The organism is Bradyrhizobium tunisiense (genome assembly GCF_042263385.1).
Taxonomy (GTDB): Bacteria; Pseudomonadota; Alphaproteobacteria; order Rhizobiales; family Xanthobacteraceae; genus Bradyrhizobium; species Bradyrhizobium tunisiense.
In genome coordinates, this window is the sequence record NZ_JBHLEV010000014.1 from 33092 (window position 1) to 57669 (window position 24578).

18 protein-coding genes and 3 pseudogenes are annotated in these 24578 nt (G+C 57.8%); 8 read left to right on the forward strand and 13 right to left on the reverse strand.

Annotated features, from left to right (window positions below; translation table 11 throughout):
- Positions 1 to 322 precede the first annotated feature (322 nt).
- The 10 genes and pseudogenes from ACFDR6_RS35515 to ACFDR6_RS35560 all read right to left on the reverse strand — a co-directional run.
- Positions 323 to 593: pseudogene (locus ACFDR6_RS35515) on the reverse strand (ParB N-terminal domain-containing protein); the annotation flags it as partial.
- Between the two features lie 127 nt (positions 594 to 720).
- Positions 721 to 988: pseudogene (locus tag ACFDR6_RS35520) on the reverse strand (zincin-like metallopeptidase domain-containing protein); the annotation flags it as partial.
- 969 nt (positions 989 to 1957) lie between these two features.
- Entirely contained in the window at positions 1958 to 2695 is a 738-nt protein-coding gene (locus ACFDR6_RS35525; protein ID WP_375861269.1) for a polysaccharide deacetylase family protein, read from the reverse strand.
- Positions 2696 to 3097: 402 nt separating this feature from the next.
- Positions 3098 to 3469, reverse strand: a complete 372-nt coding sequence (locus tag ACFDR6_RS35530; RefSeq protein ID WP_375861224.1) for a hypothetical protein — start codon at positions 3467 to 3469, stop codon at positions 3098 to 3100.
- Positions 3470 to 3476: 7 nt separating this feature from the next.
- Positions 3477 to 3680 (reverse strand): hypothetical protein, encoded by a 204-nt coding sequence (locus ACFDR6_RS35535; RefSeq protein ID WP_375861225.1) that lies wholly within the window; start codon positions 3678 to 3680, stop codon positions 3477 to 3479.
- Between the two features lie 1065 nt (positions 3681 to 4745).
- Positions 4746 to 5777 (reverse strand): MaoC family dehydratase, encoded by a 1032-nt coding sequence (locus ACFDR6_RS35540; protein ID WP_375861227.1) that lies wholly within the window; start codon positions 5775 to 5777, stop codon positions 4746 to 4748.
- A gap of 17 nt (positions 5778 to 5794) precedes the next feature.
- Entirely contained in the window at positions 5795 to 6763 is a 969-nt protein-coding gene (locus ACFDR6_RS35545) for an HpcH/HpaI aldolase/citrate lyase family protein (protein ID WP_375861228.1), read from the reverse strand.
- A gap of 130 nt (positions 6764 to 6893) precedes the next feature.
- A complete protein-coding gene (locus tag ACFDR6_RS36400; RefSeq protein WP_494516631.1) occupies positions 6894 to 7256 on the reverse strand; it encodes a hypothetical protein in 363 nt (120 codons plus the stop codon).
- Positions 7257 to 7400: 144 nt separating this feature from the next.
- Positions 7401 to 8636, reverse strand: coding sequence for a CoA transferase (locus ACFDR6_RS35555; RefSeq protein WP_375861232.1), 1236 nt, complete (start codon positions 8634 to 8636; stop codon positions 7401 to 7403).
- A gap of 252 nt (positions 8637 to 8888) precedes the next feature.
- On the reverse strand, positions 8889 to 10121 hold the full coding sequence (locus ACFDR6_RS35560; protein ID WP_375861233.1) for a CaiB/BaiF CoA transferase family protein: 1233 nt from the start codon (positions 10119 to 10121) through the stop codon (positions 8889 to 8891).
- A 180-nt stretch (positions 10122 to 10301) separates the two neighbouring features.
- Here ACFDR6_RS35560 and ACFDR6_RS35565 point away from each other — a divergent pair, with 180 nt between their 5' ends.
- Positions 10302 to 11270 carry a LysR family transcriptional regulator gene (locus ACFDR6_RS35565; RefSeq protein WP_375861235.1) on the forward strand — a complete coding sequence of 323 codons (969 nt, stop codon included), beginning with the start codon at positions 10302 to 10304 and terminating at the stop codon, positions 11268 to 11270.
- A gap of 405 nt (positions 11271 to 11675) precedes the next feature.
- On the opposite strand, the gene ACFDR6_RS35570 is transcribed toward ACFDR6_RS35565, so the two are convergent.
- On the reverse strand, positions 11676 to 12248 hold the full coding sequence (locus ACFDR6_RS35570) for a GNAT family N-acetyltransferase (RefSeq protein WP_375861237.1): 573 nt from the start codon (positions 12246 to 12248) through the stop codon (positions 11676 to 11678).
- Positions 12249 to 13064: 816 nt separating this feature from the next.
- Between ACFDR6_RS35570 and ACFDR6_RS35575 the strand changes: the two genes are divergently transcribed.
- The 6 genes and pseudogenes from ACFDR6_RS35575 (at position 13065) to ACFDR6_RS35600 (ending at position 20197) form a co-directional block, all read left to right on the forward strand.
- Positions 13065 to 13688, forward strand: coding sequence for a DUF6338 family protein (locus ACFDR6_RS35575; protein WP_375861238.1), 624 nt, complete (start codon positions 13065 to 13067; stop codon positions 13686 to 13688).
- Between the two features lie 1773 nt (positions 13689 to 15461).
- On the forward strand, positions 15462 to 17147 hold the full coding sequence (locus ACFDR6_RS35580) for an MFS transporter (RefSeq protein WP_375861240.1): 1686 nt from the start codon (positions 15462 to 15464) through the stop codon (positions 17145 to 17147).
- A gap of 169 nt (positions 17148 to 17316) precedes the next feature.
- Positions 17317 to 17646, forward strand: a pseudogene (locus ACFDR6_RS35585) (FCD domain-containing protein); the annotation flags it as partial.
- Between the two features lie 100 nt (positions 17647 to 17746).
- Positions 17747 to 18058 carry a Dabb family protein gene (locus ACFDR6_RS35590; RefSeq protein ID WP_375861241.1) on the forward strand — a complete coding sequence of 104 codons (312 nt, stop codon included), beginning with the start codon at positions 17747 to 17749 and terminating at the stop codon, positions 18056 to 18058.
- A 166-nt stretch (positions 18059 to 18224) separates the two neighbouring features.
- Positions 18225 to 19616, forward strand: a complete 1392-nt coding sequence (pabB, locus tag ACFDR6_RS35595) for an aminodeoxychorismate synthase component I (RefSeq protein WP_375861242.1) — start codon at positions 18225 to 18227, stop codon at positions 19614 to 19616.
- Positions 19613 to 20197 carry an anthranilate synthase component II gene (locus tag ACFDR6_RS35600; protein WP_375861243.1) on the forward strand — a complete coding sequence of 195 codons (585 nt, stop codon included), beginning with the start codon at positions 19613 to 19615 and terminating at the stop codon, positions 20195 to 20197. Before pabB ends, ACFDR6_RS35600 begins: the two co-directional genes overlap by 4 nt.
- Positions 20198 to 20753: 556 nt before the next feature.
- Here ACFDR6_RS35600 and ACFDR6_RS35605 read toward each other — a convergent pair.
- Complete coding sequence (locus ACFDR6_RS35605) at positions 20754 to 22274, reverse strand: porin (protein ID WP_375861245.1); 1521 nt, start codon at positions 22272 to 22274, stop codon at positions 20754 to 20756.
- Positions 22275 to 22746: 472 nt separating this feature from the next.
- Here ACFDR6_RS35605 and ACFDR6_RS35610 point away from each other — a divergent pair, with 472 nt between their 5' ends.
- Positions 22747 to 23229 carry a MarR family winged helix-turn-helix transcriptional regulator gene (locus ACFDR6_RS35610; RefSeq protein ID WP_375861246.1) on the forward strand — a complete coding sequence of 161 codons (483 nt, stop codon included), beginning with the start codon at positions 22747 to 22749 and terminating at the stop codon, positions 23227 to 23229.
- 217 nt (positions 23230 to 23446) lie between these two features.
- Here the strand turns inward: ACFDR6_RS35610 and ACFDR6_RS35615 are convergent, their stop codons facing one another.
- The gene (locus tag ACFDR6_RS35615; RefSeq protein ID WP_375861248.1) at positions 23447 to 24499 is read right to left on the reverse strand and encodes an alpha/beta hydrolase family protein; all 1053 of its coding nucleotides are present in this window, start codon (positions 24497 to 24499) and stop codon (positions 23447 to 23449) included.
- Positions 24500 to 24578: the final 79 nt, after the last annotated feature.

The following is a 24578-nucleotide window of genomic DNA, read 5'->3' on the forward strand; positions in this document are numbered from 1 at the left end:
GCAGCGCCGAACAGGAAGATTAGACCTGTGAACAAGGAGCAGGCCGACGCCGCTGCCCATCGCTGGCGGCCTAGATGCTTGAGGCGGGACCGGGAAAGGGCCAAGTCAAGACCCAGTTTGAGGCGGAAGCATGGTTCGACGATGAATCGGGCTAGAACTGGCGAAGGTGACATGAGGGAGCGAACATCCCAGTTGGCAGAGTTTTACAAGATGGGTGTTTGTCCGGCGATCCGGGCTAACTGCGGCTGACCCAGCGCTGACATAGGACCCTTTGTTCGCCTCGCTGCTACTTCGCTTCCGTATTCAGGGAAACAGCTGCGGGTGCCATCCGCTTCTGCTTCACAGAAGCTCAAGGACGCGGTATCGCCGCCCGCCGGCAGGCACTTTGAACATGCCGGTCTCCGTGTCGTCGGCATCGACGACGGCGCGAACGCTGAGGCTTTGCAATAAAGTGCGCTGCGCAATACTCTCGGCCAGCTGCTCGATCGAGACGCCAGCCTTGATGCGGCCAACGTTGGACTGGCTCAAGACCAGCTTGTTGAAGGGGATGTCCCTGACGGACTGGGTTTGATCTTCTGAACGGCGCTTGCCATGTCGGATTCTCCGCGACGGGCGGCCGAAAGACTCTCTCTCGACCTCCAACCCGTCACGAAAATCACGGCCGTTCTCTCACTCTGCGACGCACCGCCGCAAACGCCAGCCGAGACGACCGGAGGTACATCAGGCGGCCTCCTCATTGCCCTCGCTGCCAGCGGCGATCGCGTGCGGTAGAACGGCAAGCAGGAAATCGGCGGCTTTCGATGCCGTGCTCGCCGCGCGCACGACGGCGCGGTTGTCCTCGCGCAGCACCTCCAGCCATGAGCCGATGTAGTCGGCATGGCGCACTGTCGGCACGATGCCAAGTGAGGCGCAGACGAACGCGCCGGCCATCTCCGACCAATTCCTCGCGAGCGTAGGATTTGGAGCGGAACGAGCCCGAGAGATCCCGACCGGGAAGCAGCTCCACTCCAATTCGAAGCTCTGCACGCGCTGTGAGGTGGTGGAGGAAGCGCGACCCACATCGTGCGTGAAGAGGCTGCCTGAACGCGCCGCGCCGGTGGGATACGCAGCGCTTATCGACGCCCACGGCTTAAGCGTCCCGAGAGAGCCTTAGGTCTTCGTCGTTCAGGCGCAATTTGCGCCAATCCTTTTCAGCCCGATCGGAGCTCAAGCGATTTCATAATTGCAACAAGGAGTGTGGAGTAGCTTTCTGTGATGCGCGGGCTTCTAATCGTCCTTGCTGCCTTTGTAATGATGTTGGCGGCGCGCAGCCAGCATCAGATCTGTTTTGTGCCTCGCCCAACCACGTCCATGCCGCCGGTCAATGTACCGTAGAAGAGGTTCGGCTTGCGCAGCGCGGATTGCGCTTAAAGGTGCTTTCGCGAGCCACCGACATCCACGATAGTCGCGATCTTTTCGCTGGCTAGAGCCAGTACTTCGACAAGAAATTCGGATCGGTCCGCCGTGGGTGTCCTGCCGTTCGCGTCAGGCCGGGCGCCGCCTCCCAAGTCCTTTGAGAACCTGCACGACGCGCGCAATCCATGCCTCCGTTGACGCCAGTTGCGCCGCTGCGAGCTTCTGCGACTCCGCATCATCACCAAGGAAGATTTGAGGATGCCTGTCTTTATTCCTGAGAGGTTGCTGCATTTGTTACACCTTCCGCAAGGAGCGTGGCCGAGAGATGTCCGGACCTCCCAGGCCACGCAGCCATAAGAACTCGGTCGGCGAGCAGCTTTGGCCCAGTGCAAAATCTGCCGGTTCTCGGCCAAGTTGAATTGATCCAGCGCAAAGTAATCTGCTCTGGTCAGCACCAATCGAACCAGGGGGCCTTGTTTCAATAAGACGAGCTTCTCCACGTTGAGCGAGATAGTTCTCGCCGATCGCGAACCGCCCTGCGCGAGCAGGTCGCGATCCGCCGTCAATGCGTATCCGCGTTCGTTTGTGCAGCCACCGTCGGAACGATGTGAACAATATGATAGCCGTTGTCTCGCAGGTAGCGCAGGAAGGCGGGCATCATGGCCGCCGTGTTGGCCTTGGCGTCGTGAAACAGGATAATGCCCTTGCCCGCGGCATCCAGCCGTCTGGTAATAAGTTTCAGCTCCTGCTCCGCCGTCATTTCCTCCCAGTCGTTGGCCCACAGGTCTGCCCCGAAGACAACGATCCTGCGTGACTGCAGGAGATCGAGCGTTGCGGGCGTCGAGTCGAAGTACGGGAAACGGAAGAATGGGGTCGAGGGCGTCGTCGTCGATACGCCATGCAGTGCCATTTCGTCAGCTGCAATGCCGCGATCGATGTCCTCCGTCGCCTGCTCGAAGGTGATCTTCGAGGACATCGGATGCGACCATGTGTGATGCGCGATGGTGTGGCCCTGTGCCGACGCGAGCCGTACGAGTTCGGGAAATTCGGCCGAGGACTTGCCAACAACGAAAAACGTGGCGCGCACGCATTCCTGCGCGAGCGCCGCCAGCACCTTTTGCGTGTGCGGGGGCCGCGGCCCGTCATCAAAAGTCAGCACGACCTCGTGGTCGGCGAGCGGAAGGGTCTGCGGAAAGCTCTTCAGGCCCACCCGCGGGTAGGTTTCAGCATCGATAGTGAGCACGCGGGTGGTGCCGAGCGCATCCACTCGGGGACAAGCGGCCGCGTCGGCCACAGTCATGCCGACCAGCACTACCGTCGCCGCGCTCACGAGGCGCAGCCCCCATTGGGGCAGACATCTGCGTCCAAGCCGGCGTGATTTCAGATTGGCGATGCCGTCCGCCGCTTGTCTCTGATCCGGAATTCTCGAGCCGTCGCACCAGCGCTCGGATCGCGCCATTGTCTTTCGGGCTCCAAACAATCGGCTCGTGAAATGGTTACCGTTTCTCAACGATAGCCATCTAGCGATATTGATGGATGCAAATGGCCAAGCCCTGACGCTTAAATTCCGCGTTCTAATGTCTTATTTCGACGGATTTCAATGTTGATCGTCAGAAGTGCTGACAGCGCTCCAGGCGGTCAACAAACAGCGACGTCAAAGTGGTGGCGCCGACAGCAGGTCAGGAAGCGTTCGCCCCTCCCCCTAGACGTCGGCGCTGACGCCGTCCCGCCGACCCGGGCGCGCGACAGGCGGAAGCTGCAGCGGGGCCGCGGCTCTGGAGCACTCAGGCGAAGCTTTTTCGTTCGCGGGCTCCTGATGGCCGGGGCGCGCTTCCATAAATTCCAACACGGCGCGTCCCTTTTCGGTTATGCGCCAGCCGCCGCTCATACGTTCGATCAGGCCTTGCGAGAAAATGTAGAGGTCGGGCAGGCGCGACCCCAATCTTCGGGTGCGTTCCGCCCAGTCCCGGCCGCTTGTCGCCAGGATCGCCATGTCGCGCTTCAGGTCCGCCATCACGGCAAACCCATCCGGATAGCTGACCAGGATCTTAAGAACCGTGACCTGGAAGTTCACCCTGCCCCTATTGTCGCCACATCGTCAGCGCGTTCGAGAGAGCTTCGCGGCCGACCTGCCGTAGACAGTCGGGTGAGGCCCCACCTTTGCTGGCCGCTTGCAGAAATTTGGCCGTCACGCGGACAAGGGCGCCGGTGTCATACCGGGGCACGGTCTCGCAAATCTCGTCCAAGACCGCGCGCAAAAGGGCGGTGGTGGCGGTATCGAACATGGCGATCTCCCAACGGAAAGACCCATCATAGATCAAGTTTCTCTTTACGGAAGTTCGACCTTGCGAAACCGGCCAAACCAATTTTGTGAAACAGTGCGATTGTCAGGCCGCACGCCTCCACCTTCTTCTCGCATAGGGTCATTGGGTCTTTGCACATCCTCTTGTGCGCCGTACACCCCCGTCTACCCCGGGCGCCGCCTGCCGCCGCAATCGCCGATACGCCCTTTTGAGCGCACGACGTCAACGTGGTGGAGCAGCGCCGTACACCGAGTCTGGCGCGACCGTTTGGCCGCCTCATTCACCCTGGTGAGATTGGCTGACAGGATGATCCGGCTCTGTGTCCGGTCCCGTGCCTGCTCACCGGAGTTTCCCATCAGTCGGGGCCTTCCCTCCGGTCGACTCGTTGCCTTCGCCGCCATCGATAGTACTACGCCCCGATCCGCCACCCTGCCGTGCCTGAAGAAGGGCCTCTGCTTTTCGCTCGGCCAATTCTCCCTCCGGTGACGAGCCGAAGCACATGAGAGGGTTTCTCAGGTTCCCATGATTTCTGTGCGTGTGTGATGTGGTCTCCGACCCCGACGGCCCAGAACCTGCTCGCCTTTAGCGCGGATCCCGGTGTTGCCTTCGACCTTTGAAGCAGCCTCGGCGACCGTGACGATCCCATTACGTGGCCCAATACACACCCTGCACGCTTGCTGACTACGCTTGGTCCTGCCGTTACCGGTTCGGACCCAAGACTCGCTACGGGGCGTCTGGCTAAGACCTACCCCGGCAGAACTTTCATCCGCTAGACATCATGAGCTTCTCCTGACGCACTTCAAATCGCCGACCCACATCCGATTCCTGCGATTGGTTGAGGGGGCCTATCCCGAGGTAAGCAGCTTAGCTGTTCTACGTAGGAAAAGGACCTGTTCCAATCGTTCTCGGCCGGCGCGATGCCCCGCCGCGGCTCTGTCCCGCCGGAGAAGCGAAGCCGAGGAACTTGCGCGAGCCCGGCTCGGCGACCGCAATCAATTCGTGAGGATTTCGATCAACCCAAGTTTGCGATAGCAATAGTGCAGGCCGCTATGTCGGGAGCAACGCCCAGTAATCCAAGTCAAGCAAGACATCGGGCGCATAGGATCCGTCTGCAAGACGCATCGGGAATGTCTGCGTCTGCGACTTGACCGCAATGAGCCGAAGGCGGAGCACGCCAACCGAGGGATTCGGGGTTTCCGTTCGGTCGAGAACCTCGGACCAAGCCCTGACAGTATCGCCAGCAAAGCATGGATTGGCATGTGTCCCGGCGTTCAGCGCAACAATCATCTGAGCGTTGGCGAGGCCGTTGAACGAGAGCGCACGGGCGAGCGACATGACATGTCCGCCATAGATCAGACGACGACCGTCTGGCCTTACCGTCGCGTCGAAGTGCACACGGGCCGTGTTTTGCCAGAGCCGAGTCGCCATCATGTGCTCAGCTTCCGTGAGCGTTACTGCGTCGACATGGTCAATGCGCTCGCCAACCGCATAATCGCCCCAGCGATGCCGTGAGCCGGCTTTGGCGAAATCGTATTCCGTGAATGTAAACCCCACGGGCAGAATGAGGTGTCGAGGTTCGATCGAAGGAGCTAGTCGAGGAATCTGTGCGGGTTCGTCGGCCGCACAGGGATCACGCTTCGGGATCAGCACCCAACGGACGAATTCGATCACGGCCGCGCCATGCTGATTGACGCCACTCGTCCTGACCCAGACCACGCCCGCCTTGCCGTTCGACGTTGGACGCTTGCCGATCACTTTGGATCGCGCCGTCAGTGTATCACCCACCCAAACTTGACCGAGCCAGCGGCACTGCGCATAGCCGAGGTTGGCGACAGCGTTAAGACTAATGTCGGGAACAGACTTCCCGAACACGATGTGAAAGACCGCAAGGTCCTGCAACGGGGAGGAGTGGAACCCACAGTGGCGCGCGAACTCGTCGGAAGAATAGAGAGCAAATCGCGAGGGATAGAGCGTCTGCAGGACCGCGGCGTCACCGGCCGTCACCGTTCGTGGAACAGAATGTTGGATCTCGTCTCCAATCCGAAAGTCCTCAAAGAAGCGGCCGGCGCGGGTTTTCACAACGACGCTTCCCAATCTCAAATTGTCTCGTCGAGAATTCGCATCGCGCGGCGTGCCATCGCCCCATCCACCATCTTTCCGTCAACGACAGCAACGCCGTTGGCGCTTTCGCTAATGACGGTCCGCGCCCAACAGGTTTCCTGCTCGGTCGGCGAAAAGGCATTGTTGATGGCTTCGATCTGGCCAGGATGGATAGCCGCCTTTGCCGAAAAACCAGACGCCCGAGCCGCGCGGGCTTCGTCAATTAGCGCACCCAGATCGGAAACTGAGAAAAATGGCGAGTCGATCGCGCGGATGCCGGCAAGCACTGCAGCTTCAATCATGCGGGCGCGCGCTGCCAATAGCGTCTGCCAGCTCGGATCAATGCCATGTTCGGAAGAATAATCGGCAGCGCCAAACATGAGAAGGTTTGCGCCTCCCTGTGCGATCTCCGCAGCATTTAATAACCCCCTCGCGCTCTCGATCAGGGCAACGACACCAGTTTCGGGAATCAAGTTGCGGATCTGTCCGACTTGCGTTGCGCTTTCGACCTTTGGCAGGATCACCCAGGCCGGTTTACTATCACTGGCTGCAAGGAGATCGAGAAGGCCGTATCGCGTATTCAGTGGGTTAATACGGACCGCGATGCGCTTCGTATCCGGTTGCCCATGCAGAAACCCAAAGACACTCTCGCGGGCATCATCCTTGCGAGCAAGAGCCACCGAGTCTTCGAGATCGAGAATGATGACATCGGCGGCAGAGGCGAGAGCTTTCCCAAATCTCTCCGGGCGACTGCCTGGTGTGAATAGCCAGCTGCGCGTGCGCGTCATACGTAGATCCTCGCTATCATAGCCGTATAGCCGTCTGATCTGCCGCCCAGAGTCCGCACCGTCGTCGCTTGGCCGCCCATGTAAGCGCAAAGGGCGGTTGGCAAAGAGCGGTTGCTGCGCTCGGAATGCGAAGCGCGAAACGCGTGCAGCAGGATTGAAGCCCAGGAAGAGATCCATCAGCAGTGTTGTGACGAGTGGCCATGACGAGCAGGCCGAGGCAACCCTTGACTTTCATTTGCGTAGGGCAAGTCGTAGTGGATGCAGTGACTTGGAAGGTGAGCCCCGAATACTGCATCCGTAGCCGGGATCAGGTTGAATCCGACGCTGCCAGCTCCCCTCCCGCCAGCGTTCCGCTGGCCGCCGCTCCGGCCGAGGGCCCGCGATAAACGATATGTTGCCGCTCGACGATGGCGAGCGCGTCGCCGGGTTTGATGCGGTGCTCGGCAACCACGAAGATCATTTGCCCCATTCTGCCCGTCTCGCGCTCGATTGATACAAGCTCGCTGAAGTGTACGAGTCGGGAACCCATGACAATCGACGCAATGAATTCGAGTTGGCTTGCCGCCCACATTCGGCGAAGCCCAGCAACAGCGGCGATCTCCGTAAAGACGTTTGGATGACCGTCCGGCCCGATATGTGACTGGATAGTGAGGGGCGAAAGCAAAGCCAATGGCCAAGAAACGGAAGCTCGCTCCCTCGCCAGGGTGGCTCACGATAGTCTGGTACGGCAGCAAGGGCCTCGATGCGCCACGGATCAGCCTCGTCCGTCGACACGACTGCCTGGGCCGCGCGAGTTGATAGTAATTGTGCGACATCAACAACGTTTCCACGGGTCTTGATCCGGCCCGGCGACAACACCACGGTCGTGCAAGTTGCCGATCACTTGCGAGGGAAGGCCTAGTATTTCATCCAGCGCCCAGTCCGTGTCGGCGCCAATGAGTGGCGCCGGCGAGGTCTGGTTGCGTTTCATACCATCGACTCGCGCCGCGGAGCCGGCCGCGAGGTGCTCTCCCACACCTTGGGTGAAGATACGTTCAAAGACGGGATTGGTACTGGAGAGCCGCGGGTCGGAAGAAACCAGCTGGTGAACTGTCTTATACTCGCTCCAGCATACATTGAATTGTTCGAAGATGCTGGCAATCTCGGCAAGGGATAAGGAATTACACCATATTTTGACGAGCGCCGCGATGATGTCGCGACCGGCGAATCGATCCTCTTCCCTCCGAAAATCGAGCCCGGTGGCGGCTTCTATCGCCGCTATCTTTGGTCCCATCGCGGTGGCGGCGACGAGAGACGTCCATTGGCGGATCGAAATCGCGACGATCATCACGCGACGGCCGTCTGCGGTGGCGAAGTCGCGACCAAAGGCTCCGTAGATGTCATTTCCGAGCGCTGGACGGTCACGACCGAACAGCTCAGCTTCAGCTAGGATACCCAAATGCCCCATCGTTGCGAAGGCGACATCCGATAGCGCCAGCCTGATATTTGCGCCTAAGCCTGTCTGCCTGCGCGCAATGATGGCGGCGAGCAGCGACGTCGATGCTTGGAGCGCACAGGCGATATCCCACGCTGGTAGGACGTGGTTGACCGGCCTTTCCAGCGAGCCCCCACCCGTCATGGCCGGATAGCCGGTCGCAGCGTTGACGGTGTAGTCGACGGCGGTGCTGCCGTCAAAATTGCCCTCGATCACACAGCTGATCATGTCAGGACGCAGCGCCGAAAGCCGCATATGTGGTATGGTTGTTGGGATGTTCGTGAGGAGGATGCCACCTCCTGGGCCGGACGCCGTCGCCAATGCGGCGACCAACTCCTGCCCCTCGGGCCTTCGGGTATCGATCGCTATCGACTTCTTTCCCTTATTGAGATTGGTCCAGTAAAGGCTGCGGCCCTGCGGCATAGAGGGCATGCGCGAATAGTCGATACCGCCCCCGATCAAATCAATGCGTAGCACTTGAGCGCCCAGTTGAGCGAGCGTGAGACCGGCGAGCGGAGCGGCGATGAAGGCCGAAACCTCGACCAGGCGGATTCCCGCCAAGAGGGAATAAGTCATCGTCTATCCTGTGGGCTCATACTGACAGCCTTTCTGGCAATCCTGATGTTGAGCACCTTGCTGTTCAAGGGGTTGGTCGGTATGACAGAGCGCAGACGATTCAGGTATCGCTCCGCTGGAGCCGAGCAAAGCGTCGACGACGTTGACATCTAGACAGAACTGGTAATTTTCCTCGCGGGACTAGCACAAAGGAGGCGATTCAAAACTGGAGACTTCTGTGTTTAGCCCAAGCATACATTAGGCAATCAACATCTAAATCACACGGCGTCGCGCCATAGCTTCCACGTCAGCCTCGGAAAGCCCGAGAATTGTCCTAAGAATTTCAACGTTGTCTGCCCCTAACGGACGGCCTGCATGCCGAAAGCGGGCAGGTGTCTCCGACAGACGCGGTAGGGCCGCCGGTAGCACTAGGCGCCCCACTCGCGGATCTTCCACCTCAATCAGGTTCTCGCGCGCAGCATATTGTGCGTCGTCGAAAATATCAGCGATGGAATAGACAGGGCCACAGGGAACGCCTCCGTTTGCGGTGATAGCCATCACCTCCTCACAGCTCAGACTTCCGATCCATTCCGCAACGATGGGGTTGATGGTCTCTCTGTTAGCGTCTCGGATCGGAGCCGTTGGATATTCAATTGCAAGGTCGGCGCGATCCATCGACGCGGCAAGCCGCTCCCACATCTTGTCGCTGGTGCAGGCTACTGCCACCCATTCCCCCGTTCGCGTCTGATAATGGCTGTGCGGAACGACGTTGACCGTATCGGCGCCCATGCGTTCGCGAATCTTTCCAAATTTGGCATAAGCTGGCGCGATCTCGTCCAGAAGACGAAACACGGACTCGTAGAGTCCGATATCGATGAATTGGCCCTTTCCGGTTGTTTTGAGCGCCTGTAACGCAATAAGCACGCCGATCGCACCCCACATACCGGAAATGTAGTCCGCTATCGACGTGGAACCAGGAACAACAGGAACGCGTCCCGGCTCGCCGGAAAGATAAGTGAGCCCGCCGAATGCGTGGGCGATCCGCGCGAATCCTGGCTCGTCCTTCTTCGGACCGTTCTGTCCGTAGGCACTAATACGCAGCATAATCAGTTGAGGGTTCATAGCAGATAAAGTCGCGAACCCAAGGCCCCAGCGTTCCAATGTGCCCGGTCGGAAGTTTTCCAGAACCACGTCGGATTTCGTGACCAATTGACCAAAAATGTCGGCGCCTTCAGGAGTGCGAAGATCCAACGTCATGGTCTTTTTGTTGCGCGCCTCGCTTAGCCATACGAGGGTATCACCGCACTCCGTTTCAGTTCCAAACTTGCGCAGCGCGTCGCCCGTTTGGGGCTGTTCGATTTTGATCACCTCGGCTCCGAAATCGGCGAGGATTGTGCCGCAAAACGGCGCAGCTACAAAAGTGGCAATGTCGAGCACGCGCAAACCCGCAAGCGCTGGCGCTGGTCCGACGACAGAATCTGACAATGTGTTTTGACCTTCTGACATTGCGGTCTGACTCTCGCCCGTGACCGTCGGGCGGGCCTAACGGCATTCTTCGCTAAGACGAGAACTTCGAATGCTACGTAGCAGCCATGGTGCACGGAAATAAATTCATTAAACTGTGCGATTGATGCCGCTAGCTGGACAATCCTCACAGGAGAGCTTTATATTCCAAGCGATGCATCGATGAATCCACGAAAATGGCTGGGTTATATGCTCGCGCGTAAAAATGAGGGTGCGATTGAGCTTCCTGCGCCAATCACGGACATAAACCTCAAGCTCATTCAGACCTTCATCCTAGTCGCCACCCATCTAAGTTTCCGCTATGTGGCCGATCTGACCTTCCGATCGCAGTCGGCAGTCAGCAATCAAATCAAGCAACTCGAGGAACAAGTCGGCGTGACGCTGTTCCGGCGTACGACACGCAAGGTCCGCTTGACGCCTGAAGGCCAGCAGCTTCTTGAAGGGGCTCATTTGGCAATTCGGACAATCGACGCCAGCGTCCGTGAGATCCGAGAGACGATTGACATCCGGCGAGGCCGAGTAATGATCGCGTGTTCGCCAACAATTGCCTCCGCGCGGTTGGCAAAAATTCTGAGCTTATTCGAGGACCACTATCCGTCGATCAGGGTGATCGTTCGCGAGCAAAATCCCCCGGACCTCTTCAATAGTGTGCGCGGGGGCGAAGTCGATTTTGCCATTGGCCCCGTAATCAAAGACCCCGAATTAAGCTTCCAGGTTATTCTCAAGGAACGGCTCTTCGCAATCGTTCCACGGACGCTACTACCAACAACACAGAAGGCAGTCACGGTGACGCAACTTGCGACCATGCCACTCCTGCTGCTGAACCGGGCAAGCGCATTGCGCGAGCTCCTCAATCAGGCGTTCAACAGCGTGGGGATCGAGTTGCAGACCAAATTCGAGTTCTCGCAGGCCCAAACCCTTATTTCAATGGCGAATGCCGGCCTGGGCGCTGCAATCCTCCCAAAATGCGTCGTACCGTCAGGGACAAACGCCAAGGTGCAGGTCCTAGCTATAAGGGAGCCGTCGCTGGCGCGCGATATCGCGTTGATCACGCGTAAAGGCTATGTCCTCTCGCCCGCCTCGGGCCGGCTGGCGCTCCTTAGCCAAGAAAGTATTGACCGACTGGAGTAATGCCCTTGGTCGTTCGCACGGTTGATGGGCGGCGACCTTCCGACCGAGCACCTCAATGTTGCAAATTAGTCCGGCGAATGATGCAGAAATGCAGCGATTTCTGGCGCCATTATTCAGGAGCTGGAAGTCGCCCGGAGTTTTTGAGAGTGATAAGGCGACGAGAATCAACGATCATTCTGCCAACGTCGGTCGCGCCAATCCCGATGGCTACGCTCCCGACAACCAACTGTAGAGCTCGATTGACCGAGGTCAGCATACGCGTAGACATCACCACATCACCAGCGGGACGGCAATCATTGACGATAGCGCAGCCATGCCGATCATCGACCCAACAGCCACAATTTCCGCAAATCACACCGGTCCTGGACCTCATCGTGAGCCGATCACTTACCCACGAATCGACGCTCAAGCAAATCTTGCGGCAGATGAATTCGGGATGCCGCAGCGGGATGCACGTCGCCCCCGAGGATCCAACCGCGATGGTGCTGGAGGGCACGCTTGCGCTCGTCGGCTGGCCAGACCATGCAATGGCAATTTGAGGCGGGGCCCGATCTCTGCAAAACCGGCCTTCAGGTACAATGCTGAGTTGGGGCTACGGCTCCACATCGGCTGATTAGGCGCTCCCACTTCCAGCTGGGCCCAGCCTTTTATCGTCCCCAGGCCCACCGCGGCCTCAATGAGGCGCATCGCAACCCCGGACGACCGTTGATCTGGCACCACGTAAAGCTCGGTAATGATGCCGTAGGTTCCGCGCGCAAAAAGGGCAGCACTTTCCGACAACATGATGATGCCGACCGGGCACTCCTCTGAAAAAGCGAGAAATCCTGAGACGCGCTCCTTAATAGCGAGGAGGTCTGCGACTAGCTGCTCATCCAGTGCTGGCTGCGTGTGGCCGACCCTAAGTTCGGCAAGCAGGGCAGCAACCATCCGGGTCACCGTTGTAGCGTCATCGACAGACACTTCACGCGTGGTCACCATTTCAAATTCTCCTTCACGTAATCCAGCCGCTCCGTCAGAGCAGATATGCTGCCATGTTAAACGTCAGATGACGCCTTTGTTCACACCATTGAGAGGCGAAAGGCTCTTCACTTTGCTCCTGGCTGCAACTATCGCAAGAAGATGCGAAGAAGCGGCGTGGGCGCTAGTTCGCGTTCTGCGAACGAATAGATCAACAACAGGACGCCCCATCGTAGACGCTTAGACGTACATAGCTCAGAGATAGTGCTCGTCGAAGAGGTCATTTCAGATCAGCAGCGCTCCATTCCCTCAAACACAAGCGGCTAATCATAGTCTCAAAGAAAGATCGACCGCGCGAGTCGAAGACAAGCTATATTTCGTCGCAATCGGAAAAACCGCTTTCTTAGTTGACGGCGAGCGGATCGTTTGTTGTCGCGTTAAACGATCGCCGGCGCCGACTCACTGTCTCCATCAGTTCCTCCACATTTATGGTCTGGCGCATAGGCTCTCCTTTTGCGGGCCGGCTCTTCCAGTCGTTCGAAGATCCTCTCTCGATCCCGGGATGCGAGGGAGTTATACGAGGATAGACCCTCCCCTCTCACGTCGATGCGACGCGAACACGAGCTACTCAGACAATTCAGAGAAATCCTGCGATGATCCACACCGCAATCGCCACTGTCGCACCACTCCTTCCAAATTGTCGCGGCTGGCCAAGATTGGCTGCTATCTCCACCACCTCGTCTGAACGACGCAAGAATAGGCCCGTCGCGCGAGGTGCAAGCGTAGGCGCATCCAACTACGCTTTTCAGTGAAAGCAAATAATCATACAAATAAGACATGGACGATTTAACGAAGCTGATTAATTTACCATGGGCCACTCTCCTCACCCTGGCGAGTGGCTACGCTGGATACTTCGTTGCGAATGTAGGGATACGCGAGCACCACAAAACAATCGACGTTGTTTTTTCGACTCTGGTGTTTGGGTTCTTCGCAGCGTTTGCATACAACACGAGCCAGCTTCTGCTTGGGCTTACCCTAAGCTGGGCCTCGCTCGTTGCCTTTATCTTTGCATTGGTCGTCGGCGGGTGCTGGAGCCTATTCGGGCGAAAGATCTCCGAATCGGTCTTGCGCAGACTTCGCATTAGTTATGCCGATGAACTTCCGAGCGCTTGGATCGCGCTATTCAGTCAAAAGAGGGTTGCAACCCAGCTTTCGGTCAAACTTAAAGACGGCACCTGGTTGAAATGTAACGATCTGAGCAGGTTCACGTCCAGTCCGAATGGTCCGTGCGTACTCGGCGCAAAGGGTGACGTACTTATGTACGTCACCCACGTGCGATCGTCTGTTTCTGAGGTCTTCTTTCCTCGCGATCCCCTGGCGGATGATTACTGGGGCGACGAGGTTACCTACATCCCAGCAGACCAGATAGCACGAATCGATTTTCGTCGCCGACGCGTCTAGTCCTTTCTTGGATTTGGAGGGGGCGTGGGCGTTGGTGCAGAATCTGTCGGAGGAACGTAATTGCCATCAACGCCTTTACTTGGCTGAGGCGCCTGACGCACGTAGTTCTTCTTGATCACCTCAGGACGATAGTTCTCTGTCAAATGCGGCCTGATCGGCTTTCCGGCTTCGTTAGACATAACGTCTCCATCACAAAAATATCGCCGCGGCACATTACTACGTTGCGAGCGAAGATGAAGAGTCCGCCGGCTGTCACTCAGCGGCCTCTTAGTGCCAGATTTCCCCGTCAGTAAGGATGGTGCGATCGCACATTTGACTGTTGGCAACGTGCGCAGCCGACACGCGCGCTCGCCTAGACAAATTTCTCGTCCCTTCCGCGCCGCAGGGCTAAGCTCACACCTCTTCCTACGTTCTGCGAGGAGACGCTAGGGCCGCCGGAGCTGCAGCCCGACGGTTCGCGAGCAACGCTAGCAGCCTGAGACACGATAATTTTCCTCGACCATCGCCGATTTACGTCAAGCCCGTATCGCATTCGACCCCAACTGACCGTCTTGTCGAATGTCCAGCCCTTCAACGCGATTGCCATCCATATCGCTGGAAAGCGTAGATTGGGTCTATTCCACAATAGGCATCCGTCCGCGATGCGGTCGTTACGCATTGCCATAGGTCGAGAACCGGCAGTTGCACGGATATCCCCAGATTCGCCCCAAAGGCAATAGAGATCTTGTCGAACAGGTGGCGTGCAAACGAGACGACCCCGCGAAGGGGCGATTGAACTCTCTGCGGAGCCGACGAGGACCAGAAGTGCGAGCGCAAGGATAAAGAGAGGATGCCGGCATGAGAGATCTTGCGCCGTTCAAGCTGTCCTGGACGAATTGCAGCGATTTCCATCGCTCTGCCGACACTCTACAGCGGTAATTGCTGAGCGAACGTAGCTACTCGATGTTCATTACATGTCGTCAGAGCCGCAATCCTGCAAAATATCCCGAACACCGCACAATAAACGCCGTATCATTGTAATCTGGTCTGATCCAAACCGGATGTGACTTTGTAGCCAATCATAACTGCAGCCCTCTCCATCGGAGGAGCAGCCCGGCCTCATTCACGTATCGCATCTTGCCGCGCGCACGATGTTTTGGCTGTTTTTATCTGGACGGCATCCGACCGTCCGCTGTTTCATGGAGCATGATGAATCAAGTATGGCTTGTTCGGCGACCCAAATGGTCAGGCTTCGAAAGAACCAATAACTTCGCTTGACGCGCTCTGTGCGACACTGTGAGTACTCGAACACGCCCGCCTGGCGTTAGGTTGCGAAGCCCAATTCGAGCGGGGATCGGATTTGACACTGGTTCCTTCACGATTCATCACGCGAGAGATGCAGGCGCCTCCCTTGCGCGCGCTTTTTCGACGCTACATCGCTATATTACGCGAGATTTCTGCACCGCTAATGCAGTAATCTAGCAATTGCTGAGAGTTCAGCACTCCTGGACGAGGGATGCGAGTGGCGTTTCAGTGAATGATCCATCTACGCTCAAAGTTATCCAAGGGCGAGAACTCGCCGACAATCTGAATTCCAAGGTAAATTGATGGGCTCAAGCGTCGAGCGACCGTGGCTTACGATGTTCAACTACAGTACGAGCGGCTCTGTTTCCAGAATGACGCCCACGACCGCGCAGGACAAGCATTACCTGATCTTGGCCAGACGCTGCGCACCATCGTGCCTCCTTCTGACTCTTGGACTCCTCGGTCCAGGGAGGCGCGGCAGGGGCTGATATGAGCCAGACGCGCAAGCCAGAGACGTTTGGCGGCGACGGCATCACCGCGCCGCTCCGCCATGTTACCTTTCGTCGCATCTGGCTGGCGGGCCTTCTCTCAAATGTGGGGGCTCTGATTCGCAGCGTCGGGGCTGCGTGGGCGATGACACAAATGACGTCATCGGCCGACATGGTCGCACTCGTCCAGACTGCGCTGACGCTTCCGGTTATGTTGATTGCAATGCCAGCCGGCGCGATTGCGGACATGCATGATCGCCGAATCGTGTCGCTCATCTCGCTTGGCATTGCATTCACCGGTGCCAGTGCGCTAACAGTGCTTGCATGGCTCGACATGGTCACACCGACCCTGTTGCTGGCCTTGTGCTTTGTCGTTGGCAGCGGCGTGGCGCTGATGGATCCAACGTGGCAATCTTCGATAAGTGAGCAGGTGCCGCCCGACGCACTGCCCGCTGCCGTCGCGCTGAACGGTGTCAGCTACAATATCGCGCGCAGCATCGGCCCAGCGCTCGGTGGTATCATAGTTGCGACCGCTGGCGCAGTGGCTGCATTCGCATTAAACGCTCTGCTGTATTTACCGCTAATGGTCGCTTTGTTGCTATGGAAGCGCGTAGCGCAATCTTCGCGGCTGCCGCCTGAACAGTTCAGTCGCGCGATCGTCTCCGGCGTTCGATACATTACGAATTCCCCTTCGATCAAGATCGTCTTGATCCGTTCCATGGTGACCGGCGTAATTGGCGGCGCAATCATTGCCCTGATGCCTATAGTTGCACGAGATCTCCTGCATGGCGGCGCGCAGACGTATGGCCTCCTGCTCAGCGCCTTTGGCCTCGGGGCAGTAATCGGCGCACTCTACATCCCCGAAATGCGCAAGCGCTTGAGTGGCGAGGCAGCCATTCGAGCCTGCACGCTGTCGATGGGTGGAAGCCTTGTTGCAGTGGCTCTGAGCCAGGGCCTGATCTTGACATCGGCCGCGCTGGTGCTGGCCGGCGCCGTGTGGATGATAGCATGGGTCCTGTTTAACGTGGGGGTACAGCTGTCGGCGCCCCGCTGGGTTGCCGGACGTTCGCTCGCGGCTTATCAGGCGGCGGGATCAGGCGGGGTTGCCATCGGTAGTTGGGGATGGGGCAGCCTGGCTGACGCCGCTGGCGTCGAAACTGCGCTCCTGGTGTCGGGCGCGTTGATGCTACTCTCGCCTCTGTTGGGACTCTGGTTACCCATGCCACGCATAGGCGCGCGCGGTGAAGAAGCCGAACTGCTTGATGATCCCAACGTGCAGCTGGCGTTGACCGGCCGAAGCGGGCCGTTGGTAGTCGAGATCGAATATCGAGTTGCACATGAGAATGCGCGAGCGTTCCATAATGCCATGCAGGGAGTGCAGCTGTCCCGTCAGCGTAACGGCGCTTATGGATGGTCGATAGCGCGCGACATTGCCGATCCGGAATCCTGGACCGAGCGCTATCACTGCCCGACATGGTTCGACTACCTGCGGCAGCGTAACCGTGCGACGCTATCGGAGCGCGCGCTGGAGCGAGAGGCGGAAGCCTTTCACATCGGCCCCGATCCTGTACGGGTTCGTCGAATGCTGGAGCGCCCGTTTGGATCGGTGCGCTGGAAGGACGATAACCCCAACCGATTTGAGAACGAAGTCCTGCTTGATGAGAATACCCCCGGCAGGAGCCGATAGCCGCAGCCTCGTGGGCAAGCGTTAAGCGCGACAGTTCGATGCCTTCCGGCGCCGGCACCAACGTGGCATGCCGGCAGCGACATCGCCGGCAGCGCCATCGCTGTGTATCAAGGGTGAAAAGTTGGCAGCATCAGACCGGGTGCCAATGCGAGCCAAGATCGGCCGCATCTCGCTGCACTTGGCACAGATCGAGATTGCGCTGCTTGAAGGAGACAATGCCTGGACGATTGAGGATTTCGAGATGGCTAACCGCGAGTTCCACCGTGCGCTGGTCGCTCCTTGCGCTATGCCGCGCCTGCTTTCGAGCCTCGATGGGCTACAGCTTGCCAATTCTCGATCGGTGTTCGCGATGGTGCGAAGTAGCGGGTGGCGACCGCGACCCAATCAGGATCATCGCCTGATTCTGCAGGCGCTGCGCGCACGCAACGTCAATCACGCTTGCAACCTGCTTGCGCGCCACATTCAAGCGATTGAGCGCCTTGTTCTTCCCGCGTCATGACTCGAAAGAAGATCTGGCGGGGAGGCGGTCGTTAATGTTGCAGCGGACTCGATCTGAGGATAGTTATGCCACCTTCTTGCGGCATCACCCACGGCCATCCATGATTCGTCACATCGTCTTGTTCAGCGCGAAAGATAACGCCGATGTCGATCAGATTATCGACGGTCTATCCGTCCTCACCGCAATCCCTCATGCACGGCGGCTGGAGGTGGCTCGCAATCGCAAGACCGACCAGCTCGGCAACGATATCGATGTCGTGGTCTATGGAGAGTTCGACAACGAGACTGAACTCGCGGCTTACAAAGCGCATGATCTATATCAGGAGTCGATCAGGCCGGTACGTCCACTGCGGGAGCTGCGGGTTGCGGCTGATTACACTGCATTAACGGATGCATGTTCCGGCTCAACATAAGCGGCAAGCTAGGTTCCTGGATTGCGTTATGGTCAATTGGTGGGGGATTACGCTGACACGCAATCATCGAACCTTGCGGATCGCCGACGAGGGTCGCTCTCGCGTGATGGAGATCTCGTACAAGAGCGCGCCTTACAGCACGCCAGATATAGGTAGTTAACGCCCGATGCACGTCCGCGAGCTGCAGTGGATCGAGCCCGTCGCGGCGATGCGACGTCTCTCGGGGCGAGCTCACCTTACGTTCCTCGATAGCGCGGCAAGGCATGAGCTACTTGGGCGCTACTCATATCTGACCTGCGCCCCGTTCGGCACCTATACAGTTGCGGAAGGACAGGCGAGTTGCAACGGATCGATTCTCGCGGGGGATCCATGGGAAGCTCTGCGCGCGCTGCTCGCCAACTACCCGCAGCAGCATTGTCCCGATCTTCCGCCTTTCCAGGGCGGCGTCGCCGGCTTCATTGGTTATGATCTGAACAGGACGCTTGAGCGATTGGCAGCGCCGGCAATCGCTGGGCAGCGTCTGCCTCAAGCCATCATGCATCTTTATGACGTGGTCGTCAGCTTCGACCACCGCGATGACAGATGCTGGATCGTCTCTACGGGATGGCCGGAGCAGGATTCTGCACGGAGGACAAAGCGTGCACGCCGCAGAGCCGAGGAGTTTGCAGCACTGCTTGCCAGCCCAGCCGCGCCTCAAACCGCCCTTGCCGGCGCAATCGGTTCATGGCATTCGAATTTCAGTCGCGAGGAGTACATTGCGGCGATAAAGCGCGTCATCGAATTGATTCTAGCGGGCGACATCTTTCAAGCCAATATCGCGCAACAGTTCACTGCCCGGGTCTCGGCCTCATTTGATCCGCTTGCCCTCTACTGCCGATTGCGGGTATTGAACCCCGCCCCCTTTGCGGCACTCCTGCGCTACGGCAAGTTGACCATTGCATCGAGCTCGCCCGAGCGATTTTTGAAGCTTGACGGACGGATGGTCGAAACTCGGCCTATCAAGGGCACGATTGCGCGTTCCGAAGACTCCGCAGAAGACCGGCGCCGCGCCGGAATTCTCCTTGCGTCGGAAAAGGACCGTGCCGAGAACACCATGATCGTCGACCTTCTGCGTAACGATCTGTCACGTGTTTGCACCTCGGATTCGATTGAGGTTTCAGCGCTATGCGGCCTCGAATCCTATGCCTCGGTACACCACCTCGTATCGGTTGTTACAGGCGAACTCGCCACGCCAAATGACGCGGTCACCCTGCTTCGCGCCAGCTTTCCGGGCGGCTCCATAACCGGGGCGCCAAAGATACGATCCATGGGAATTATTACTGAAATCGAGCGGGTGGCGCGAGGGGTCTATTGCGGGGCGATCGGCTTTATTGGCTTCAACGGACACATGGACACAAACATTGCAATCCGCACTGTCACGATCGATGACAATTTGGCTGTGGTTCATGCGGGCGGCGGCATAACCGCAATGTCGGAGCCCGAGGCTGAGTACCAGGAAACGCTCACCAAGGCCGAGCGGATCTTTGATGCATTTCATGAAGCAGCCGGTGCTTTTTGATTGTTATTATCGACAACTACGACTCTTTCGTTTTCAACATTGCCCGCTACTTCCGCAAGCTCGGTGAAGCAACGGATGTGATCCGGAACGACGCCATCAGTGTCAGCGATCTTGTTCGCCTTAAGCCGCTTGGGGTGGTCATATCGCCTGGTCCCGGCACTCCAACCGAGGCCGGAATATCTACCGCTGTTGTCCGCGAACTTTCGGGGCGCACCCCAATTCTCGGAATCTGCCTCGGACACCAGTGTATTGGGAGCGTTTTCGGTGGGCGCGTGGCGCGCGCACGTCGCCCAATGCACGGTCGATGCTCGTACATAACGCATAACGGCCGCGGATTGTTCAATAGGCTCGCCTCCCCACTGTCCGTTGGGCGCTACCATTCTCTAATCGTTGAGCTCGACGAAACATGCGCGCCCGATCTCATGGTGACAGCGCGTTCGGAGGAAGGTGAGATCATGGCCCTCGCCCACCGCTATGAACCAACTTTTGGTGTGCAATTTCATCCGGAATCGATCCTTACCCAACAAGGGCACTTGCTGCTCATGAACTTCTTGCAACTCGCAAGGGCTTCCGCGACGTGAGCAGTGGCAGGCAGAGTGTCGGCGTCAGCAACCACATCGAAGTCAACAAAAGAGCGTTAGGTCGCGGTCAATCTGACGCCTTGCTTGCGTTGCGGCGATGCACTCGAGCGCAGTCATTCTATCGCCGATCTCCAACTCGGCGAGCGTTCCGGGTCGAAATTGTCGATGGTCAAAGGGCGACCGAGCTCGATGCTGCAGCTATTCAAGGACGTGGTGATTTCGGGTAAAGGATTGCACACAACACGTCGGACCGGCGCTGAGCCGTCGTGGAGCTTCACTCGACAGAGCGGCCTAGCCTTCAAGAATACAGGTGATGGTTCCCGTCGCGGTCGCCGGTTCTACGAGGCGTACAACAGCGACCTAAGAGCAGGTTATCCTGATTTGTTGCTATAGTCTCGCTCGGCGCGACCAAGATGCTCATGTTCTGCGTTTGGATATGAGTTCTTCATCGTGGCGGCAACATGAAAGGCCTCCGGCGGGCATGCCGGAGGCCTTCTTGGAGGTAAAACTAGATGTGTAGAGCCGCTTCTTTTCTCCTTCCGCTGCTTTGAAAGACTTACCAGTTGCGCTGAGCGCGGAGCAGGAGCGTGAGAGCGCCCTGGTCCTTCAACTCATAGGCTGCAGCCGGTTTTGCGAGACCCGATTGCAGCGGAAGGTTCACCGTGCTTCCGCCCGCATATTTCTGGTCTAGAATGGCGTAAGCGAGATCGGCCGAGAAGGTCAGATTCTTCACCGGGGTCCAGCGAGTGATCACACCGACCACTCCGTAATCGAAGTCGGGGTTACAGCCAGCAAGGCCGCTTGAGAGAGCGAGGGTCGGCGCGACAGCACCGCAGATATAGCCCTTGGCTGTGGTGTTATATCGGACAGCGGCCCACCCACCGTAGAGAGCAGTGTTCCAGTACGGATTCCAATTGTGGGTGTAAGCACCCATGATGCCATACGTGGTGGTGAGCTGCTGACCAGAACCGGTTACGAATACAGAGTCTGAGAGACCAGCAAGGCCGACACTCTGGTAAGCACCCGTGAGGCCCGTACCGCCATACATATTAAAGGTCGTGGTCAAATAGCTGTTGAAGTTGTAACGGCTTGCACCATTCGTGTACACGCCTGACACGTTGATCGTGTCACCCGCGCCAGTCGGGATGTTCTTGATCGACAATCCCAGCTGTCCAGCCCAGCCCCACTTGTCGCCCGGATGCCCCGTCGTTTCATCGGCGCCGTAATAGCCGGCGTGATTGTCATGCGCGGCGAAGGACGCTTGGAAGAGCCCCCAAGCCTGATCAACCCGAAGCATGGCCACAAGATCAGGAGACCGCGTACCGCCAATGTTGTTCAGACCATAAGCTCCGGCTGCCAGACCCGCAGCCGTTGCGCCGCTGACGTTCCAGATGTTGGTTGTATAATTGGCGACCTGATCCTGGGCGGAGAAGGATGCCGTGATGCCTTGACCGAAGTCAGCAGTATAGGTGACTTGGTTCACGGGCTCCCAGCCGCCGCCGCCCGGCAGACCGTCGAAGTTGTTACCCGGATAATTCGTCCAGGGCGTGGAGAACTGCGAATTCGCTTTACCGAACGTGAAACCAGCGAACTGGATAAACGCATTCCAGACAGACAGGCCGCCACCCGAGATCTGATTGGTGGTCGATGAGCTGTAGGCTGTCGCGCCATTCAATGCGCTTGTGCCGGCACCGGAATATCCGCCCGAGGTCCAGGTGAAGGCCCCGTCAAAGAAGGTACGGACCATGCCATACTCGGTCGCGGTGCGCGTATCGATGTAGAGATATTCGCGGGATTTGGCGGTGTAGTAGTTGCTGAGACGGTTGTGCGCAGCACCCACACCAGCGTTGGCGGTGTCATAAAGACCGTTAGTGGCCAAGCCGACTTCGGCACGAATGTAACCACCCAGCCTGAGGCACGTATCGGTACCCGGGATGTAGTAGAAGCCTGCACCGTACAAGGAACAAACCTTCACATACTCGATCGCCTTCGCTTTCACGGGAAGATCGGCTGCCTCCGCTCCTGCTCCAGCGAGCATGGCTGCGGAGCCCAGGATGAGACTTTTTGTCAGTTTCATGGATGAACCTCCAAGTTGGAAACGTCGTTTCCGTCCTTCAAAGATCCGCCGCGGCTAGCCTCACCCCCACGGGCTGGGTTGCTTGACGGAACGACTCGAGGCGCCCCCTCGGTGTCAGTTGACATGTACTTGCTGATTTCAATTGTAGCAATTAATTACTTTTATGAAGCGATTCTTTGGATGCGCCATGTGTCAATTCTGCAACGCAGCTCCAAAGGCGAATTTCAAATGAAAAAAGCCCCCAGGGGGCACCCTAGAGGCTTTTCCTTGGAGGTTTCGCAAGGTCGGTGGCGAGAAATTCGCGGCCCGATCCGATATGATTATCTTTTTCAATTATATAAATCAATTGTATAGTTACATGGCGCCCATGCTCTTTGGGGCCTTCTTTCCCTAGCCGAAGGCAGATACCTGTTGTTTCCTTGGGTCACCGCGCGCTGTAGCGGTGAGACTAAAGGTTGGCAGAAAGACCAAAATGACCGGAAAAGAACAGCTCGACCGAGCCGTTAGCGACTTCATCTGGAACATTGTTGAGATTCACTCCCAGATCCAGGAGATACACAAGGGCTGGGCTCAACTGTTAGGAATAACCGAACCGCAGTGGTTAATTCTAATGGCGATTGTCGAACTCGATGAGGGGCGCGGAGTCTCGGGGATAGCGGTTGCGAACAAGCTCCGGACCCATCCGGCCATTGTGACCAACCAAACCAAGAGATTAGAGAGCATCCAGTTTCTAGCCCGCGTGCCTTCGCTCGACGACGCAAGATTTGTTCAGATGTCGTTGACTGAAAAGGCCCGTGCCGAAATTGCGAAACTATCAATCAAGAGAGAAGCTCTAAACTCCACTATGTTTGACGGGCTAGACGAGGCGTCTGTTGATTACCTGAACAAGCGACTAGCCGCGATCGCGAGGAGTAGCCGATTGGCATCTCAGAAATTGAACATAGGTGTGCTGTAGGAAGCCAGCTTCACGGACGCCGAGATAGGCAGCACAGTCATGGCTTTCGAGGAAGGGCGGCGCTGCGCTGCGAGAGACTTCTGCTGTCAGCTTTGTCCTGGCGGATCGCGCCGTGACAGAAGTCCTTAGGACGCCGCGGTGAGGTCGCGTTGGCAGTTCAGGCTCAAGGCGTAACACGCTACTCGCTCAGTAAGGGCCCACAGATCTAAATCATCGATCAGACTTTGCCGATAGCGGAAGCTGAGGAGAGCTTATGCTCCAACCATCCGAAGATGGAGTCGTCGGAAGTTATGAAATTTTCGATCTCGCCGCCCGAGCAACGGATAATCCGCGGAACTGCCAAGTCCAGATCAGCCCCCGCCGCGATGCAATCAGCTTGTAGTTGGATCGCCTCCGAAAGGCTGACGATGCCACGGCCGCCGGCGACCACGAGAGCAGGGCATGTTAATTGCGCGCGACACGCCGATATTGCATCGTGTTCGACTGCTCCATCTACGGCCCGAGTGATCCACCTGATGCCCGCTCGAGTCCGCACCCAATTCCAAAGACCACCGTCGCAAACAGCCGCAGCGACGCTGCGATCAGACGCAGCGAGATCAGTTGCAAGAGCGGCAGACAAACCTTCCCCAAAGACGCCAATTCGGGTTCCATCCACATCGGGTCGAGCTAACAAGTAATCCAAGCAGCAAGATAGCAAGGCCGCCGATTGACTGCTGGATTGATGTGAGATGTCGTCGTGAGAGATAACGAGAACCGACATGCCTCGACCAACCACCACGGGCAGGAGCCTTCCAAGCAAGGTCGCTCCTGTTTCGTTTTCCATACTGATGCAAATGATCGCCGGGGCAGGCGCATCGGAATCGCCAGCTGGCAAGTAGTAGGCCAAGAGTTCGGCCAGATCGCATGGCGCTATCTTTACCTGTTCTATTTGACGCAACAGGGAGGATTTCAGCCTCTGAATGCCCATAACGACTTTGGTCGAAAGGTCTGCTCTTCGTGTGTCGTCTTCGTCAACCAACCGCCGGGCAACTTCGAAGGCCGTCAGCGCACAGAGCCAGGCCTCGGTCGCTTCATCGAACGCTCCGTTTTTGATACTCGATTCCCCTAGAAGGCAGTGATGATCTCCAATCGTTGTCCATTTCGCTATCCAGTCCTGCCGGCCTATGGCTATGTAGTCCTTCTCGACAGGTAAATTGTCCAGGAACGACGCCGCATGTCGCCTTGCAGATGAAAGATCTCCCCCCACTTGAGGCCAAACAGCGTACTCCATCCGATTCGCCCCCTCATCCAAAACGTCGTCGGAGATCCGAGCTGCATCCTGCGCATCGACAAGTGTCAGCTCCCGGAAT